This window comes from Rhizobium sp. BK376 (assembly GCF_004341625.1).
Taxonomy (GTDB): Bacteria; Pseudomonadota; Alphaproteobacteria; order Rhizobiales; family Rhizobiaceae; genus Rhizobium.
The window spans coordinates 150477-165554 of record NZ_SLZG01000014.1 but is presented as its reverse complement, the minus strand read 5'-3'; the positions used below and the strand labels follow the sequence as shown (position 1 = coordinate 165554).

14 protein-coding genes and 2 pseudogenes are annotated in these 15078 nt (G+C 59.1%); 14 read left to right on the top strand and 2 right to left on the bottom strand.

Going from position 1 to position 15078, the window contains the following annotated elements:
- From EV561_RS25965 to EV561_RS25950, 4 genes and pseudogenes are all read left to right on the top strand, one after another.
- The coding region (locus EV561_RS25965; RefSeq protein ID WP_348633754.1) for a type II toxin-antitoxin system RelE/ParE family toxin at window positions 1–317 on the top strand (317 nt) is incomplete at its 5' end.
- Between the two features lie 598 nt (window positions 318–915).
- Entirely contained in the window at window positions 916–1581 is a 666-nt protein-coding gene (locus EV561_RS25960) for an invasion associated locus B family protein (protein WP_245512925.1), read from the top strand.
- Between the two features lie 21 nt (window positions 1582–1602).
- Window positions 1603–2391, top strand: a pseudogene (locus EV561_RS25955) (POTRA domain-containing protein); the annotation flags it as partial.
- Window positions 2392–2408: 17 nt separating this feature from the next.
- Window positions 2409–2852: pseudogene (locus EV561_RS25950) on the top strand (zinc-binding dehydrogenase); the annotation flags it as partial.
- 161 nt (window positions 2853–3013) lie between these two features.
- On the opposite strand, the gene EV561_RS38435 reads toward EV561_RS25950, so the two are convergent.
- Entirely contained in the window at window positions 3014–3136 is a 123-nt protein-coding gene (locus tag EV561_RS38435) for a hypothetical protein (RefSeq protein WP_281026132.1), read from the bottom strand.
- A 265-nt stretch (window positions 3137–3401) separates the two neighbouring features.
- Between EV561_RS38435 and EV561_RS25945 the strand changes: the two genes are divergently transcribed.
- From EV561_RS25945 to EV561_RS25930, 4 genes are read left to right on the top strand one after another with little or no spacing between them, the layout of a single operon-like run.
- Window positions 3402–4391 carry an ABC transporter substrate-binding protein gene (locus EV561_RS25945; protein ID WP_132525926.1) on the top strand — a complete coding sequence of 330 codons (990 nt, stop codon included), beginning with the start codon at window positions 3402–3404 and terminating at the stop codon, window positions 4389–4391.
- Window positions 4391–5257, top strand: coding sequence for an ABC transporter permease (locus EV561_RS25940; protein WP_132525924.1), 867 nt, complete (start codon window positions 4391–4393; stop codon window positions 5255–5257). Before EV561_RS25945 ends, EV561_RS25940 begins: the two co-directional genes overlap by 1 nt.
- Window positions 5254–5979 (top strand): ABC transporter ATP-binding protein, encoded by a 726-nt coding sequence (locus EV561_RS25935; RefSeq protein ID WP_132525922.1) that lies wholly within the window; start codon window positions 5254–5256, stop codon window positions 5977–5979. Before EV561_RS25940 ends, EV561_RS25935 begins: the two co-directional genes overlap by 4 nt.
- A gap of 12 nt (window positions 5980–5991) precedes the next feature.
- Window positions 5992–7329 (top strand): LLM class flavin-dependent oxidoreductase, encoded by a 1338-nt coding sequence (locus EV561_RS25930; protein ID WP_132525920.1) that lies wholly within the window; start codon window positions 5992–5994, stop codon window positions 7327–7329.
- A 454-nt stretch (window positions 7330–7783) separates the two neighbouring features.
- On the opposite strand, the gene EV561_RS25925 is transcribed toward EV561_RS25930, so the two are convergent.
- Window positions 7784–8641: a helix-turn-helix domain-containing protein gene (locus tag EV561_RS25925; protein ID WP_132525918.1), complete on the bottom strand. Its 858-nt coding sequence runs from the start codon at window positions 8639–8641 to the stop codon at window positions 7784–7786.
- A gap of 108 nt (window positions 8642–8749) precedes the next feature.
- On the opposite strand from EV561_RS25925, the gene EV561_RS25920 reads away from it, so the two are divergent.
- The 6 genes from EV561_RS25920 to EV561_RS25895 all read left to right on the top strand — a co-directional run bounded on the left by EV561_RS25920 (window position 8750) and on the right by EV561_RS25895 (window position 15070).
- Window positions 8750–10066 carry an alpha-glucosidase/alpha-galactosidase gene (locus EV561_RS25920; protein WP_132525916.1) on the top strand — a complete coding sequence of 439 codons (1317 nt, stop codon included), beginning with the start codon at window positions 8750–8752 and terminating at the stop codon, window positions 10064–10066.
- A 194-nt stretch (window positions 10067–10260) separates the two neighbouring features.
- Complete coding sequence (locus tag EV561_RS25915) at window positions 10261–11055, top strand: DeoR/GlpR family DNA-binding transcription regulator (RefSeq protein WP_132525914.1); 795 nt, start codon at window positions 10261–10263, stop codon at window positions 11053–11055.
- Complete coding sequence (locus EV561_RS25910; RefSeq protein ID WP_132525912.1) at window positions 11052–12050, top strand: BadF/BadG/BcrA/BcrD ATPase family protein; 999 nt, start codon at window positions 11052–11054, stop codon at window positions 12048–12050. Before EV561_RS25915 ends, EV561_RS25910 begins: the two co-directional genes overlap by 4 nt.
- On the top strand, window positions 12043–13299 hold the full coding sequence (locus EV561_RS25905; protein WP_132525910.1) for a sugar ABC transporter substrate-binding protein: 1257 nt from the start codon (window positions 12043–12045) through the stop codon (window positions 13297–13299). Before EV561_RS25910 ends, EV561_RS25905 begins: the two co-directional genes overlap by 8 nt.
- The gene (locus EV561_RS25900; protein ID WP_132525908.1) at window positions 13296–14213 is read left to right on the top strand and encodes a sugar ABC transporter permease; all 918 of its coding nucleotides are present in this window, start codon (window positions 13296–13298) and stop codon (window positions 14211–14213) included. Before EV561_RS25905 ends, EV561_RS25900 begins: the two co-directional genes overlap by 4 nt.
- Window positions 14213–15070 (top strand): carbohydrate ABC transporter permease, encoded by an 858-nt coding sequence (locus EV561_RS25895; RefSeq protein WP_132525906.1) that lies wholly within the window; start codon window positions 14213–14215, stop codon window positions 15068–15070. The genes EV561_RS25900 and EV561_RS25895 overlap by 1 nt, the downstream gene beginning before the upstream one ends.
- The last annotated feature ends 8 nt before the right edge of the window (window positions 15071–15078 follow it).

Here is a 15078-nt window from a genome sequence, read left to right as displayed (position 1 = left end):
GCCTCAAGTCGTTCGGAGTGACGTTGATCACGATTGTTCGGAGCAATCGCGCCGACGAAGACCTCATCGAAATCTGGACATACATCGCCGCAGAAAATCCGACGGCGGCCGATCGCGTTCTCGATGCAATCGAAGCGCGCTGGCAACAGCTTGCCCAGCACCCCTACTCCGGTGTCGCTCGCGACGACATTATGCCGGGTATCCGCCATCTGATCGCGGGACAGTACCTGACACTCTATCGGCTCAACGACCATAGTGTAGAAATCGTTCGTGTCGTTCATGGGCGTCGAAAAGTTGATCAAGACGAGATCAACTAACGGCCTCGTCAATCCACAACTCTACAGCCGAAATCGTGGTCTTACGTCCGATTTACAAACATCCGGCAAACTCGCATTCAGCGCGTCAGGCCAGTCAACTCGGTCACCAAATCGCCGGCCGAACTTTAACCCCGCAGCACAGTGATCTAGAAATTCGCAAGAAAGCATTTCAAATGCGGCTTCAACGAGAACGGCCTTGGTTCGAATTTTAGTAAACTGCGACGAGGATTAAACGTTTTGCGTGTCTCGAATCGAAGAGGATGAACAATTACCCGCGATTGGGATACGCGACGATCGAAGTCGGGAGTCTCCGCTTCGAATTGCAGTCAGATGAGCTGACCCATTGTACTAAAGCTGTTTTTGCGATTTTATAATGGATAATTGCGCGCTTCCTTCGGACTGATCCTCCCGACAACGCGCATTCTCGCATCCCGGACATCGATGTCGTCTCTGCGCCGATCCGAGCGAAGGTCAATCGCGACCTCCGCAGCATCGCGGATCCGCGAGCGCGACAAATTGCAACCATCAGGCGCAAGTTCTCCGGCCAGATCGGGGTTTGCCCGCCATTGGAGGAATAGCCGTGACGCTTGAACCTATGATGCGCACCCACCTGAAAGCGGGCATATCGGCAATGGCGCTGCTGTCGTGCATGGCATTCGCTCCGGCCGGATTTGCCGAGGATGCCGCAAAGGCGCCTGTAGCCGCTCAAACCGGCAGCAGCCCGAAACAGGCCGCCCCTATGACGCCTCCGCAAGACGGTCAGGCCGCGGGCTCACAGCAGCAAGCCAATGTCACCAAATTCGACGACTGGTACTATCGCTGCGTCGATGGCAAGGCGGCCGACAGCGCGGTGAAGTCAAGCTGCGAGGTGGCACAGATCGCCACGGTCAAGCAAGGAGACCAGACGGTCAACGTTCTGACTCTGGCCTTCGCCAAGGCCGTGGACACCGGACAGAAGGGCGTAAAGCCCGCCGCACCCGGACTGCTACTGACAACGCTTGTTCCGCTCAATGTATATCTGCCCGCCGGACTTTCGATCGACGCCGGCGACAAGCAGGTGGTGCAGTTGGCCTATCGGAACTGCAATCAGACCGGCTGCTGGGCCCAGCAGGAAATGACCACCAAGACCTTGGCCACCTTACAGAAGAGTGCGGACGGCGTCGGACATCTGCAGCTGATGGACGGCCGAAAGGTCAACATCAAGTTTTCCCTGAAGGGACTGTGGCCCGCTCTCGATGCCATGAACAAACCGGCCGCGAAGTAAGCTCGCGATCCCATTTCCCCCATGCCTCCCCGGACTTCCGCTCTCATTTTTCTGCTTCTGACCGCAGCCTCGGGCAATCCAGCCGCCGCAAGGCGATCGCCTGCCGACGATTTCGCGCGTCGCCAGGCCGAACGGAACGACCAGCAGCGGCTCGACGATCTGAAGAAGATCACGCCGCAGCAGCAACCGGCGGCGAGAGGTGGCGAACCGGCACAGCAGCCTGCCCCAGGCGCCTGTTTTGCGATCTCGCACGTCGAGCTCGCCGGCGTGACACGGCTTCCAACGTCCGCAACCGACAGGATCATTTCCGCCTATCGCAACAAGTGCATCGGCGTCGCCCAGATCAATATCCTGATGCGGGATATCACCACTCTTTATCTAGACAAGGGCTACGTAACCTCGCGCATCTTCGTGCCGGCACAGGATATCGCGGGCAGCAAGGTGCTGAAACTCGTCGCGGTCGAGGGGAAGCTTTCCGACATCTACATCAACGGCAAGCCGGCCCTGGATTCCGCCATGCTGGAGACGGCCTTTCCCGGCATGAAGGACCATATCGCCAATCTGCGCGACATCGAGCAGGGCCTGGATCAGATCAATCGGCTGCAATCGAACAAGGCGAAGACGGCGATGTTGCCTGGAAAGGACGAAGGCACATCCATTCTTAACATCCAGAATGTTCCCGAACACGCTTGGCACGCATCCTTCGCCAACAACAATCTCGGCCAGGAGGAGACCGGCTATTCCAGCTCCACGCTGTCGCTCGGCTACGACGGTTTGCTCGGCCTCAATGACGAGATCGACTTTTCCTATGGCCGCACCGGACCGGACTATCCCTGGCGCGGCGACGGCGACGGGATCTCGCGCTGGAGTTCGGAGCAACGGACATCATCTCCGAGCGTGGTGACGATGGCGTCGCGCGTATCAAGCAACTCACCGGTGGCGTCGGTGCAGATTGCGTCCTCGAATGCGTTGGCACTCAGGAATCCATGAGCCAGGCGATAAACGCTGCCCGTCCGGGCGGCAAGATAGGCTTCGTCGGTGTTCCGCATGGTGTCACATTCGATGGACAGAACCTATTCCGCCAGCAGAAGAGCCTGCTCGGCGGTCCCGCGCCCGTCCGGCGCTACCTTCCCTATCTTATGGATCTCGTGATCGACCGTGAGATCAATCCTGGCAAGGTCTTCGATCTCGAAATTCCTCTTGTGGATGTTGCCGAGGGCTACCGTGCAATGGACGAGCGCCGCGCCATCAAGACGCTCCTGCGCGTCTGAGATCTAGTTTGGCCCGGTACAAGGCGAGCCGGGCCAGGCCTTCAAACGGGGCGGCGGCAGATGACCTTAATGGGGACGTCACCAGAAAGGCGGTAACGCGCCAGCGCTGATCGAGATCCACATTCCAGAAACGGATGGCTTCATCTGATCGATAAAGGGCCTCATTCATCGCCGGCAGTTTGCGCGAATGATCGCCCGTAAGGAAAGAAAATCTCCTTGCGGCCCTCCGCCCACGCGGTCCGCAGCGCCGGGTCCGTAACGCCAGGCACGATATCAGATCTCATGATGATTTCCCCAGGTTGGGCGTCTCCGCCTACAGAACACTCAAGAACCACCCTTTGCAATCGTACGATGGTGCCGCTGAGGGTCCAAGCTGCAATGGATAACGCCGGAGGCCACCGGCATCATGGATGAAACGAACTTTCATGCATTGGCGCTGACGACGGAAGAGTTTTCGCGCATCGCGACGTGAGATGAAATCTGAATCCTATAATATCTATAAAGTCACTATACATTAATTGGACACGCGATCGAACCGACGGAGCCCCAATGATGAGACGAAGGACTTTGTTACAAGCTGCCATGATTGGTCTGCTTGCTACCTCAGGCGCAACGATGTCGTTTGCTGCCGACCCGTCAGCAAAGCTCGTCGTTGCAGACCAAAGCGAGTTCGTTCGCAATCTGCTTGAGGCCAGCGGCGAGCAGAAGAACATCAATTTCAATATCGAATTTCCGAATTTTGCCGGCGGTCCGGCGATCCTCGAGGCGATTCGGGCAGGCGCGCTGGACATCGCCTTCGTCGGTGATACGCCGCCCATCCAGGCTCGGGCGTCGGGCACCCTCCTCCCGATCATCGGAACCTTCACGCGCGACGTCGCCGAATACCGCCTGACCACTCGGCCGGGACTGGTCATCAACAAGCTCTCCGAACTCAGGGCAAATAAGGTCAGCTATGTCGAAGGATCCGGGCGACAGGTATTCCTCATCGAGGCCTTGAACCGTGCCGGATTGAAACTCAGCGACGTGCAGCTGGTCAATTTACGCGTTGCCGATCTTCCTGATGCGGTCAGGTCGGGTGCGGTTGACGTCGCCGTCTTGCAGGAACCATTCGTCACCAGACTGACCAAGCAGGCGGGAGCCTCTCCGGTCCTAGACCCCGAGGAGCGCAAGCTTCTTCCCAGCACATCCTATTTCTACGCCCGGCCGGAAGCACTGGCGGACCCGAAGAAGGTCGAGGCCATCAAGGAATTCCTGACCGCATTCGTGCGTGCTGGCAAATGGAGCAACGAACACGAAAAGGAATGGGCGAAGTTCTACTACACCGATTTTCAGCACATACCGCCGCCCGATGCCGACGTGATCATCAAGGGTCAGTCGCCTCTGATCTTCGAGACGTCAGTGGAGGCAATCCCGCACCATCAGAAGCTGATCGACATCCTCTATCAGGCCGGGTCGATCAAGGAACGCTTCGATGCGAAGACCTCCTTCGTCAATACGTTCGATCAGGTGATCGAGCAAGCCCGCCAGGGAGGAAGCTGATGGCCGACATACTCCAATCGTCTGTTGCTCATTCCCGCAGCCGATACCGGCAAGGCCAACAGCGTGCGGCGCCGATCGCCGCAAGGAAGTCAGTCCGACTTACGCCGGCTAAGTTGCCCGCAGGATTACGGCTGCTCGGTCCGGCGCTGATCCTCATCGTCTGGGAGGCGGCGTCACGGCTCGGCTTTCTGTCGCCATACACTCTTTCGGCACCCTCGACTGCCCTGCAGACCGGGTACGACATGATCCTCGACGGATCATTGCTTCCGCATCTTCTAGCCTCCGCCGGCAGGGCGTACACGGGCCTCTTTCTCGGCGTAATCGTCGGCGTCGTCCTTGCTATGCTCTCCGGACTGACGCGAACTGGTGAGGCTCTGATTGACGGCGTTGTCCAGATCAAGAGAGCAATTCCCACACTTGCGTTGATCCCGCTGGTGATCATCTGGCTCGGAATTGGCGAAGAGATGAAGATATTCCTGATCTTCACCGCCGTTCTGGTGCCCGTCTACATCAACACCCACGCGGCACTTAGGGCTATCGACATCGGACATGTCGAGCTCGCGCAAACGCTGGGGCTGACGCGATTGGAGTTCATTCGCCATGTCGCGCTTCCAGGGGCGTTGCCCGGCTTTTTCGTGGCGCTTCGCCTCGCGGTCGCTATCTCCTGGACCGCACTGGTCGTGCTCGAACTGGTGAACACCCAGACTGGGATCGGATATCTGATGAACCGGGCGCGTGACTGGGGTCAGACCGACGTCATCGTCGTCGGCATCTTTATCTACGCGGTCCTCGGCCTCGTCTCGGACGCAGTGGTGAGGTTCATCGAGGGACGTGCCCTGTCCTATCGGAGGGCTCTTGGATCATGAACGCACATACTCGCATCCCCTACGCCGTCGAACTTCGGGACCTGTCCCGCAGCTTCAAGGGCAAGACAATCCTAGACCGTGTCTCGCTGGAGATACCGCGCGGCCAATTCGTCTCTTTGCTAGGCGAATCCGGGTCCGGAAAGACGACGCTGCTCCGTGCCCTGGCGGGTCTCGACGACGACGCAGAAACACGCGGCGAATTCGATGTTCCAGAGAATACGTCGGTCCTCTTTCAGGATTCGAGACTTCTCCCCTGGAAGTCCGTTATCGAAAACATCACGCTCGGCTTGCGCCGTCAGGATGCGAGGCCTGCTGCTCTGGAGATGCTTGAGGCCGTCGGATTGAGCGACAAGTCGGATGTTTGGCCTTCGACACTATCGGGCGGTCAGAAGCAGCGGGCATCGCTGGCGCGATCCCTAATCCGCTCTCCGGAACTCCTGCTTGCCGACGAGCCCTTCGGAGCGCTCGACGCCCTCACCCGGCTTCGCATGCAGGAACTGCTGATGCGGCTGGTGGATCGAGAAAGACCCACGATCATCCTGGTCACGCATGACGTCGACGAAGCGCTGCTTCTCTCCGATCGCATCCTTGTTCTGAAAGACGGGCGCATTGCCGAAGACCACCTCGTTTCCGCGTCGCACCCCCGGCGTTCCCATGACCCTAAATTGATTTCGCTCCGCGCCAAGCTCCTTCAGAGCTTCGGCGTCGCCGAGCGCGTTTGAAAGGTATCGATAATGTCCCGGCAATTGCACCTGAACCTATTTCTGATGTCGCGCGGCCACCACGAGGCAGCCTGGCGCCATCCGGGCTCCAATCACAAGGCGCTGACGGATCTCGAACTCTATGTCGAGGCCGCCCACATCGCGGAAGCGGCGAAGTTCGACGCAGTCTTCCTGGCGGACACCTTGGCCGCCGGGAATAGCAGCGGACTGGCGTCCTCCGGTTCACTGGAGCCTATCGTCCTGCTGTCTCTGCTCGCGGCCCACACACGGAAGATCGGGCTCATCGGCACAGCGTCGACCACCTACAGCCTGCCCTACACGCTCGCGCGCCAGTTTGCCACGCTCGACCACCTTTCCAAAGGCCGCGCCGGATGGAACATCGTCACCTCCTGGGCACCTGAGGCAGGCGCCAACTACGGGCTGCAGCAGAACCTCGACCACGCCGACCGCTACAAGCTCGCAGAGGAATTTGTCGAGGCGGTCGACGTTCTCTGGAAGAGCTTCCCCTCAGACGCTGTCGTCGACGATCGCGATGCTGGCCAGTATCTGGATCTTTCGCGTATCACGCCCGCGAACTACCAAGGCCAACACTATCGGACGAAGGGTCCTCTGAATGTGCCGGGTAGCCCACAGGGGCGGCCAGTCTACATCCAGGCCGGACAATCGGATTCTGGCAGATCCTTTGCGGCTCGATGGGCCGAGGCAATCTTCACCGCGCACATGACGATCGATTCCGCGAAGTCCTTCTATTCCGATGTGAAGAACCGGGCGGTCGCTTACGGCCGCCGTCATGAGGACATCGTTGTCCTGCCGGGGATCAGCGCAGCCATTGGCTCGACGCAGCGCGAAGCCGATCAAGTCTGGGAGGAGCTTGACGCGCTCACGAGCACCGAAGTCGGCCTGACGCGGCTCAAGGCGCGCTTCGGCGGACATGACTTCAGCCACGTCCCGCTGGATCGCCCGCTCACCAAGGACGATTTTCCGGATCCAAATGCGGTCGAGGCTTCCAAGAGCCGCGTCATCGGCTATGTCGAAATGTCCTTGCGCGAGAAATTGTCCCTCCGTCAGTTGTTGCGCAAGCTCGCTGGCGCCCGTGGCCACTTTGCCGTCGCGGGCACGCCGGAAAGGATTGCCGACATCATTCAGGAATGGTTCCAGTCGGGCGCCGCTGACGGCTTCAACGTCATGCCGCCAATCATAAACAGCCAGCTCTCGCTGTTTGCGGATGAAGTCGTACCGATCCTCCAGAAGCGGGGTCTGTTCCGGAGTGAATACGAAGGCGATACATTGAGATCGCATTTCGGGCTCGCCGAAGTCGAAGTAGATCGTACCTTCGCACGATCCGCATAGCGCTGAAAGCGGTTGGCGGTGGAGCGCCGGGCTCCGCCGACATCTTGCTGACAAGTCCGGCTTCCTTACCCCGACTGCGCCTTCGCTGTCACTAGATCCTCGATGGCACTCGAAATCGTCGATCCGGCTACCCAGAAGCACATTGACGCGCATGCTTTCGGGATGAGGAAGACAAGCAGCGAATATCTCAGGGAGTCATCGCCGAAGGTCAGCCGAAGCAAATCGCCGACCAAGCCGACGAACTGTGGTCCCGGTCCGGACCCGAAGATGCTTATCACAGCAAGAGCGACCAGGACGGCAGAGCCCCCGATTGGCCGGATCGGCTAGCCTCGTCGGGCCTTTTTTTGTTACCCCGAACGCGGACATTTTACATTCCGTTTCGGGTCATTTTAGAGTCTGGTTTCAATAGGAACGGACCTTCCTCTGGTTCTTTTTCGCTCCGTTCTTACGCCCCTCACTTTCTTTCGAACGAAGCGCGGAATTGCTTGGGCGTTGTGCCGGTCCGCTGCTTAAAGACATCGTAGAACCGACTGACGGAAGCAAACCCGCAGCTATAGCCGATCTGCAGAATCGGCTCTTCGGTATCGGCGAGCCTCTGCATGGCTCGCGCCAGCCGGTATCTCGTGAGATATTCGTTCACCGAAATGCCGAGCACGTCACGAAATATCTTGTTGGCGGTGCTCGGGTGAATTCCTGCGAGCTCGGCGAGAGCGGGCATGCTCAGCGGTCTCGCGTAATGCGTGTTTATCAGGTCCGTGAGCATCTCTGCGCGATGCACAGCCGGGCCTGCGGGTGTCGCCAACGACTTCCGGGCTGATGAACCATGCTCATCCGCCGTATCGAGAATGAGACGGCGCACCCTGAGCTTGACTTCGTCCGCAATCAGCTGCTGCCGCACTGTGTCGCCTTCCTGCCATTCCTGCACCCATTGTGGGATCAGGATCGTGTTGGCCGGCTGCGGCTGCATTTCATTCAGGAACCTCCCCTGCATGATCGACTGCCTGACTTTTCTGTTGATGGGCAATGCGAGAAAGTCGACCAACGGGAGATAGATGCAGACGAGCGGCGTATCCGGCGTAACCTCGATGGTTTGATGCGGGATCGCCGCCCAGAAGAGCACAAGCCGCCCGGCCTCGACATGCTCCTGCCGTCCATTGAAAAGATACGTCATCTGCCCCTTGAGGAGCAGATTGATTTCGACGTGATCGTGCCAGTGGGCCTCGCCCATGGCTCTTGCGGTGTGCCGCTCGATCAGAAAATCGCCTTGCGAGATGATCAAGGCCTCGCGCTCGGCGCTATTCTCTCCGCGCATGAAGTTCTCCTCTGACTCGAATCCGGGAAGAACTCTCTCATTAGCAGGAAGAAATTCTAGTTTAAAAGGAGCAATGAGGCGGATGAGACCCAATTATCGGAGTTTGTCATGCCAAAGATTTGCCTCGTGGGTGCCGGCAGCACCGTTTTCGCACAAAATATCCTGGGCGATGTCCTCTCATCGCAGGGTGGCAGCGATTATGTCATCAGCCTGTTCGATATCGATCCGGAACGTCTGAAGACGTCCGAGATCGTGGCCCGGCGCATCTGCGAGGCGCTGAAGCTGGAGAAAGTCAGGGTCGAGGCGACACTCGATCGGCGCACAGCACTTCGAGGCTCCGATTTCGTCATCCTGATGATGCAGGTCGGCGGCTACAAGCCGGCCACGGTGACCGACTTCGACGTGCCGAAGAAATACGGCCTCAGGCAAACCATTGCCGACACGCTTGGTATTGGCGGCATCTTCCGCGGGCTGCGCACAATTCCCGTTCTGGAAGAGATCTGCCGCGACATGCAGGACGTATGTCCCGACGCACTGCTCATGCAGTATGTCAACCCGATGGCGATCAATTGCTGGGCGATCAAGGAGATCGCGCCTGAGATCAGGACCGTCGGTCTCTGCCATAGCGTACAGCACACCGCCGCCCATCTCGCCGATTGCCTTGGCGAGGACATCGCTGACATCAACTATATCTCGGCCGGCATCAATCACATCGCCTTCTTTCTCAAATATGAGAAGCGTCACCTCGACGGCAGGCGGGAAGATCTTTATCCGCGCCTCAAGGCCTTGGCTGCAGAGGGGCGCGTTCCGCCTGATGACCGTGTTCGTTTCGATGTCCTGAAGCGTCTTGGACACTTCGTGACTGAATCGAGCGAGCATTTCTCCGAATACACGTCCTGGTACATCAAAGAAGGGCGCGGCGATTTGGTAGAGCAACTCAATATCCCTCTGGACGAATATATCCGCCGTTGCGAGGTGCAGATCGGCGAGTGGCACGCCCTGAGGCGGGATCTCGAAGGCGATAAGCCGATCGAGGTCTGCCGAAGCAACGAATATGCCGCCGGCATTATTCATGCCGCGGTGACGGGCCAGCCGGCGCTGATCTATGGCAACGTTCCGAATAACGGATTGATCACAAATCTGCCGGACGAATGCATCGTCGAGGTACCCTGCCATGTGGACAGGAATGGCGTTCAGCCCATGCGGATCGGTCGCATCCCTTCTCAGCTTGCCGCTGTCATGAGGTTGAGCACATCAGTGCAGGAACTGACCGTCGAGGCCGCCCTGACGAAGAAGCGTGACCGTATCTACCAAGCTGCCCTGCTCGATCCGCATACTTCGGCGGAGCTGTCGCCTGATCAGATCTGGAATCTAGTTGATGACTTGATCAAGCAGCACGGCAATTTGCTGCCCGAATATCACTAAAGCGACGCCCCTCTCCTAAAAAAACGATCAATCTATCATGCAGTTAAGCGCGCCGTCCCTCGGACGGCGCGCTTTTCGCATCGCGTCATCAGGCATCGATAAATAGATCATAAAACGTCATACTTGTGATTGACATTGATTAAATCCAGTGAAATTCTGATCGGAACAAGATAATGGCGTGAGGAGAGCATTCTGTGAACCAGATCGGAGGAGTAAAAGTCGATCGCCTCGACGCCATTCGCAGCCATCTCTACGCGAACGGTTTTTCGACGATCCACACCCTTGCCGACGCCATCGGCGCTTCGCCGGCGACCGTGCGGCGAGACCTCCAGATTCTCGAACGGGAAGGCTTGATCGACCGGACACACGGCGGTGCGCGCATTGCGGAAGGCTCTTCGGTGGAGCTTGCGTTTCAGGAGCGCGCGAAGCGGCATCTTTCGGCAAAGCGGGCGATTGCGACAGCAGCCTATGATTTGCTCGTCCCACGAACGGCCATTTTCCTCGATGCCGGCACGACGGTTCTTCAGCTCGCCCGCCTCATCCGCATCAATCCGATACCCCTTCGCATATTCACCAACGGCCTGACGGTAGCGCAGGAATTCCTCGATATTCCAAACCTCGAGATCGTCCTGCTGGGCGGCCAGTTGCGCAGCGAAAATGCCTCGCTGGTCGGACCACAGGCCGAGGCGATGCTGGAGGAAATCTGGTTCGATCAGCTCTTTCTCGGCGCCGGCGCCATCAGCGCCGATGGCGCGATCTACAGTGTTGACAGCGCGGAGGCGAACCTGAACAGGCGCATGCTCACGCGCTCCGCACATTGCTTCGTCCTTGCGGATTCCTCGAAATTCGGAACCACGGCGACCTACAAGGTGGCGCCTCTAACCGCCGCAAAAATGATCACCGACACCAGCCTGTCGGAGCCATGGCGCGCCCAGCTCCGCGAACTCGGTGTTGCAACGACGATTGCTGATTTGGGAGCGAACGATTGAGCGATGACCTGATTCTCGGCATCGACGGCGGCGGAAGCAAGGTGCTTGTTGCACTTGCTGACCGGAGCGGCCGGATTCTGCGCACATCGCGCGGCGGTGGCGTCAATCCGATGGACAACAAGGATTGGTGGGAGGAACTCGACAAGCATCTGGATCCGTTTCTGGGCGAGCAGCGATTGGCCGCGGTGGCGGCCGCGCTCCCAGCCTATGGAGAGGTGGCACGCCTCTCCGAGCTACAGGACGAAGCGGTCGGAGAAGCTTTTCCAGCCGTGCGCAGAACCGTACTCAACGACGTGGACGCCGCCCATCTTGGCGCCTTCGCCGGCCAATCGGGCATCCTTATCCTTTCCGGCACCGGCTCGATGGCCTGGGCCCGCGACGCAGCAGGCGTCTCCCGGCGCGCTGGCGGATGGGGTGATGTCATCGGCGATGAGGGCAGCAGCTACTGGATCGGACGTGCGGCACTCAGCCTCGTCAGTCAGAGCCTCGATGGCCGCGCGCCGCGCACGGCGTTGGCCGAGGCGATGTTCAGCCACCTGCGGCTTGATATTTCCGATCCAGCAAACGGACTTGCAGGCTGGGTGAGCGAGCTCGTCAATCCGCGTGCAGATATTGCGGCTCTCTCGGTCCTCGTCGATCGGGTGGCGCAGGCCGGAGACCAAGCGGCAATCCAACTGATCGAGCGGGCGGCCGACGAACTTGCAAAACTTCATCGGGCCATTGCCAAAGACGGCGATCCGGTGGGTGACTGGACTTATGCCGGCGGCACGTTTTCGAGCCCCCTTTTGCTTGCCTCGGTCGAACGGCGCATCGGCCGGCCGGCCATCTCGCCAAGACTTCCTCCCATCGGTGGCGCCCTTCTGGCAGCCGCCCAACTCCTCGGCTGGCCCATAGACGAAGGCTGGATCGGGCAAGTCGCCGCCACGGCAAAGGCTGCAGCGGCGCAGTCAGGTAGTGCAGACCTCAATAACAAGGAAAGATGGGAACATGCGTAGATTCATTTTGCCGCTAACAGCGGCCGCGGCCTTGATAGCCGCAGTTCCGGCACTTGCTCAGAATGCCAAGCCACTTGCCGGTCAATCGATTACAGTGCTGATGCCCTCGCCCCAGGGACCGACCATCGCGGCTGACTTTGAAGCCGAAACGGGCATTCACGTCGATCTGCAGACATTGTCCTGGGATGACATCCGCCCGAAACTGGTGACGGCGCTGATCGCCGGAACGACGCCGGCTGACGTTACCGAGTTTGACTGGTCGTGGACCGGCCAGTTCAGCTCTGCCGACTGGTATATGCCGCTGAACGACGTCATCGATGCCGATACGGTGAAGGATATCGGCGTCTCCAGTATCTTTACGGTGAACGGAAAATTGCTTGGTGTGCCCTACACCAACGATTTCCGTGTCATGCTCGTCAACAAGAAGCATTTCGCCGACGCTGGCATTACCGAGATGCCGAAGACGCTGGACGAGCTCGTCGCGGCGGCAAAGAAGATCAAGGAAAAGGGCATATCCACCTACCCAATCGGCCTGCCGCTTTCGGCGACGGAAGGAGCTTCTACCAGCTGGTATCTGTTGACCAAGGCCTTCGGCGGCGAGCTGTTCGACAAGGATTTCAATCCGTTGTTCTTGAAGCCGGATTCGGCTGGCTACAAGGCCCTGGCCTTCGAATTGATGTTGCTGAAGGACGGCCTTGTCGATCCGGCTTCCACCACCCTCAAGGACACCGAGATCAACGAGGGCATGTTCACCCAGGGCGTGACCAGCATCATGATCTCGGGCGAACCCGGCCGACTGGGAGCGATGAACGATCCGAAGCAGTCGAAGATCGCCGGTCAGGCGGCTGCGATCCTTGTTCCGACGGCAAGCGGCGAAACTCGCACCTTCGGCCTGCCGGAAGCACTCGCTGTGCCGAACGTGTCGCAGCACAAGGAAGCTGCGGTGGCCTTCATCAAGTGGTTCACCAGCAAGGACTACCAGAAGAAGAACTTCGTCAACGGTTTCCTGCCGACCCGTACGTCGGCTCTCTCCGAGCTAAACGCTGCGGGCGGGTTGCATAGCGGCGACACGCTGGTGGCGCAATCAAAGACCGTCGAGGCGCTGTTCCCGCAGGGCACTCCTCCCTGGTATCCGCAATTCTCCAGCGCGGTGAACACGGCGATCAACAGCGCTGCCAAGGGTCAGATGACCGTTGACCAGGCGATGCAAAGCATTGCCGACGCAACAAAGCAGGCGATGTCGCAATGACGGCTATCGTCTCACCGAGCGTGGGAACCAAGCGTGGGGTCGGCGCAAATGCCGACGCCGGGCTTGGGGTGCTGCTCGTCCTGCCGATCTTCATTACGATGGCGGCGCTCGTCTTTTACCCTGTCGGGAGAACCGTCTGGGACAGCCTGCACAGGGTCAACCCGATGCAGGCCGGCACGCCCTTTGTCGGCCTGGAAAACTACACGCGGATGTTGTCCGATGCGCAGCTCGGGACGACCTGGATCAACACGCTCCTCTATGTCGTCCTTGCCGTGGCTGCCGAGACGATCTTCGGCGTGCTTGCCGCTGCTCTCATCAATCAGGTCAAGGTCGGGCGCCAATGGCTGCTTGCGGCAGTCATCCTGCCCTGGGCACTTCCGGGCGTCGTCAATGCGGTGATCTGGCTCTGGATCTATCAGCCCGGCGCTGGCCTGCTGAACGGTATCCTCTCGGCGATGGGACTGCCCTTCGACAATCACGTCTGGTTCAACGACCGCACGAGCGCCATCATCGCAGTCACTGTGGTGCATGTCTGGCGCATGATGCCGCTTACCATCGTCATCGTCCTTGCAGCGATGCAGGGCATCCCGGCTCATCTTTACGAGGCTGCGCGGATCGATGGAGCCACACGGGCGCAGATGTTCTGTTTGGTCACCCTGCCCCTCGTGCGCAGCGCAATCGCTGTCGCCATGACCAATGCGACCGTCAACGCCTTCAACCTGTTCGACGAGGCCTGGGTTCTCTCGGGAGCCAGTCTCGCGACGAGGCCGGTCCTCGTGCAGATCTATCTGGAGACATTCCAAAACCTCCACTTCTCCTACGGGATGGCGCTTTCGGTGGTGATCACATTGGTCTCGCTGCTCGTCTCGCTCGTTTATGTCCTTCGCGTCTATCGCAACACCCGGTACGACTGATGAAACAGAGCCTTGGATATCGTTTGCTGATCTTGGTCGGTGTCGCAGTCTTGCTGCTATGGTCGTTGGGACCGATCTACTGGACGCTCGTCAGTTCCGTCACCCCCTCCGCTGATTTCTCGGCCCGTCCGATACATTTCTTTCCGCAGCGGTTCACCTTCGACCATTTCTCCCGACTTCTCGGTATCAATATCGCGCAGATCGGCGGAGTGGAGGTTTGGGCGCAGTTCCGTGCCGCTGTGGTCAACAGTATCGTGACGTCGGCCGCTGCTACGATCCTGTGCGTCGCGATCTCCGCATTGGGAGCCTATGCTTTCACACGGCTGGAATTTCCCGGACGAAGGACGCTTTTTGCCGTGGTGGTGGCAACGCTCGCCGTTCCGGCCTATGCGGTCCTGATCCCTCTCTACCAGATCATGATCAAGCTTCACCTCGTCGATACCTATGTCGGCGTCGCGTTGATTTACGTCTCGGCCTATTTGCCGCTGTCGCTCTGGCTGTTGCGAAGCGTGTTCGAAGCGCTACCGATCTCGCTGGAGGAAGCGGCCCAGCTTGATGGGGCCGGCCGTCTTTACATCCTCTTCAATATCGTGCTGCCGCTCGCAGGACCGGGGCTGACGGCAGCGGCGATCCTGACCTTCCTCGGCGCCTGGGGGCAATATCTGGTGCCGCTCATCTTCTCGCCGCAGGCGACAAAGCCGATGACCGTGCTCATCCCTGAATTTGTCACCAAGAACTACATCGACTACGGCCTGATCACGGCAAGTGGATCGATTGCCATCATCATCCCGGCCCTGGTCGTGATTTTCCTCAACCGGTACCTCGTTAGCGGCCTGCTGGCTGGTTCGGTAAAATGAATCGGAGA

What these genes read in the sequence shown, in the direction of transcription:
- EV561_RS25960 (WP_245512925.1), top strand. Translation starts at nt 916, where the DNA reads ATGCGCACCCACCTGAAAGCGGGCATATCGGCAATGGCGCTGCTGTCG.
- EV561_RS38435 (WP_281026132.1), bottom strand. Translation starts at nt 3,136, where the DNA reads ATGAGATCTGATATCGTGCCTGGCGTTACGGACCCGGCGCTGCGGACC.
- EV561_RS25945 (WP_132525926.1), top strand. Translation starts at nt 3,402, where the DNA reads ATGATGAGACGAAGGACTTTGTTACAAGCTGCCATGATTGGTCTGCTT.
- EV561_RS25940 (WP_132525924.1), top strand. Translation starts at nt 4,391, where the DNA reads ATGGCCGACATACTCCAATCGTCTGTTGCTCATTCCCGCAGCCGATAC.
- EV561_RS25935 (WP_132525922.1), top strand. Translation starts at nt 5,254, where the DNA reads ATGAACGCACATACTCGCATCCCCTACGCCGTCGAACTTCGGGACCTG.
- EV561_RS25930 (WP_132525920.1), top strand. Translation starts at nt 5,992, where the DNA reads ATGTCCCGGCAATTGCACCTGAACCTATTTCTGATGTCGCGCGGCCAC.
- EV561_RS25925 (WP_132525918.1), bottom strand. Translation starts at nt 8,641, where the DNA reads ATGCGCGGAGAGAATAGCGCCGAGCGCGAGGCCTTGATCATCTCGCAA.
- EV561_RS25920 (WP_132525916.1), top strand. Translation starts at nt 8,750, where the DNA reads ATGCCAAAGATTTGCCTCGTGGGTGCCGGCAGCACCGTTTTCGCACAA.
- EV561_RS25905 (WP_132525910.1), top strand. Translation starts at nt 12,043, where the DNA reads ATGCGTAGATTCATTTTGCCGCTAACAGCGGCCGCGGCCTTGATAGCC.
- EV561_RS25900 (WP_132525908.1), top strand. Translation starts at nt 13,296, where the DNA reads ATGACGGCTATCGTCTCACCGAGCGTGGGAACCAAGCGTGGGGTCGGC.
- EV561_RS25895 (WP_132525906.1), top strand. Translation starts at nt 14,213, where the DNA reads ATGAAACAGAGCCTTGGATATCGTTTGCTGATCTTGGTCGGTGTCGCA.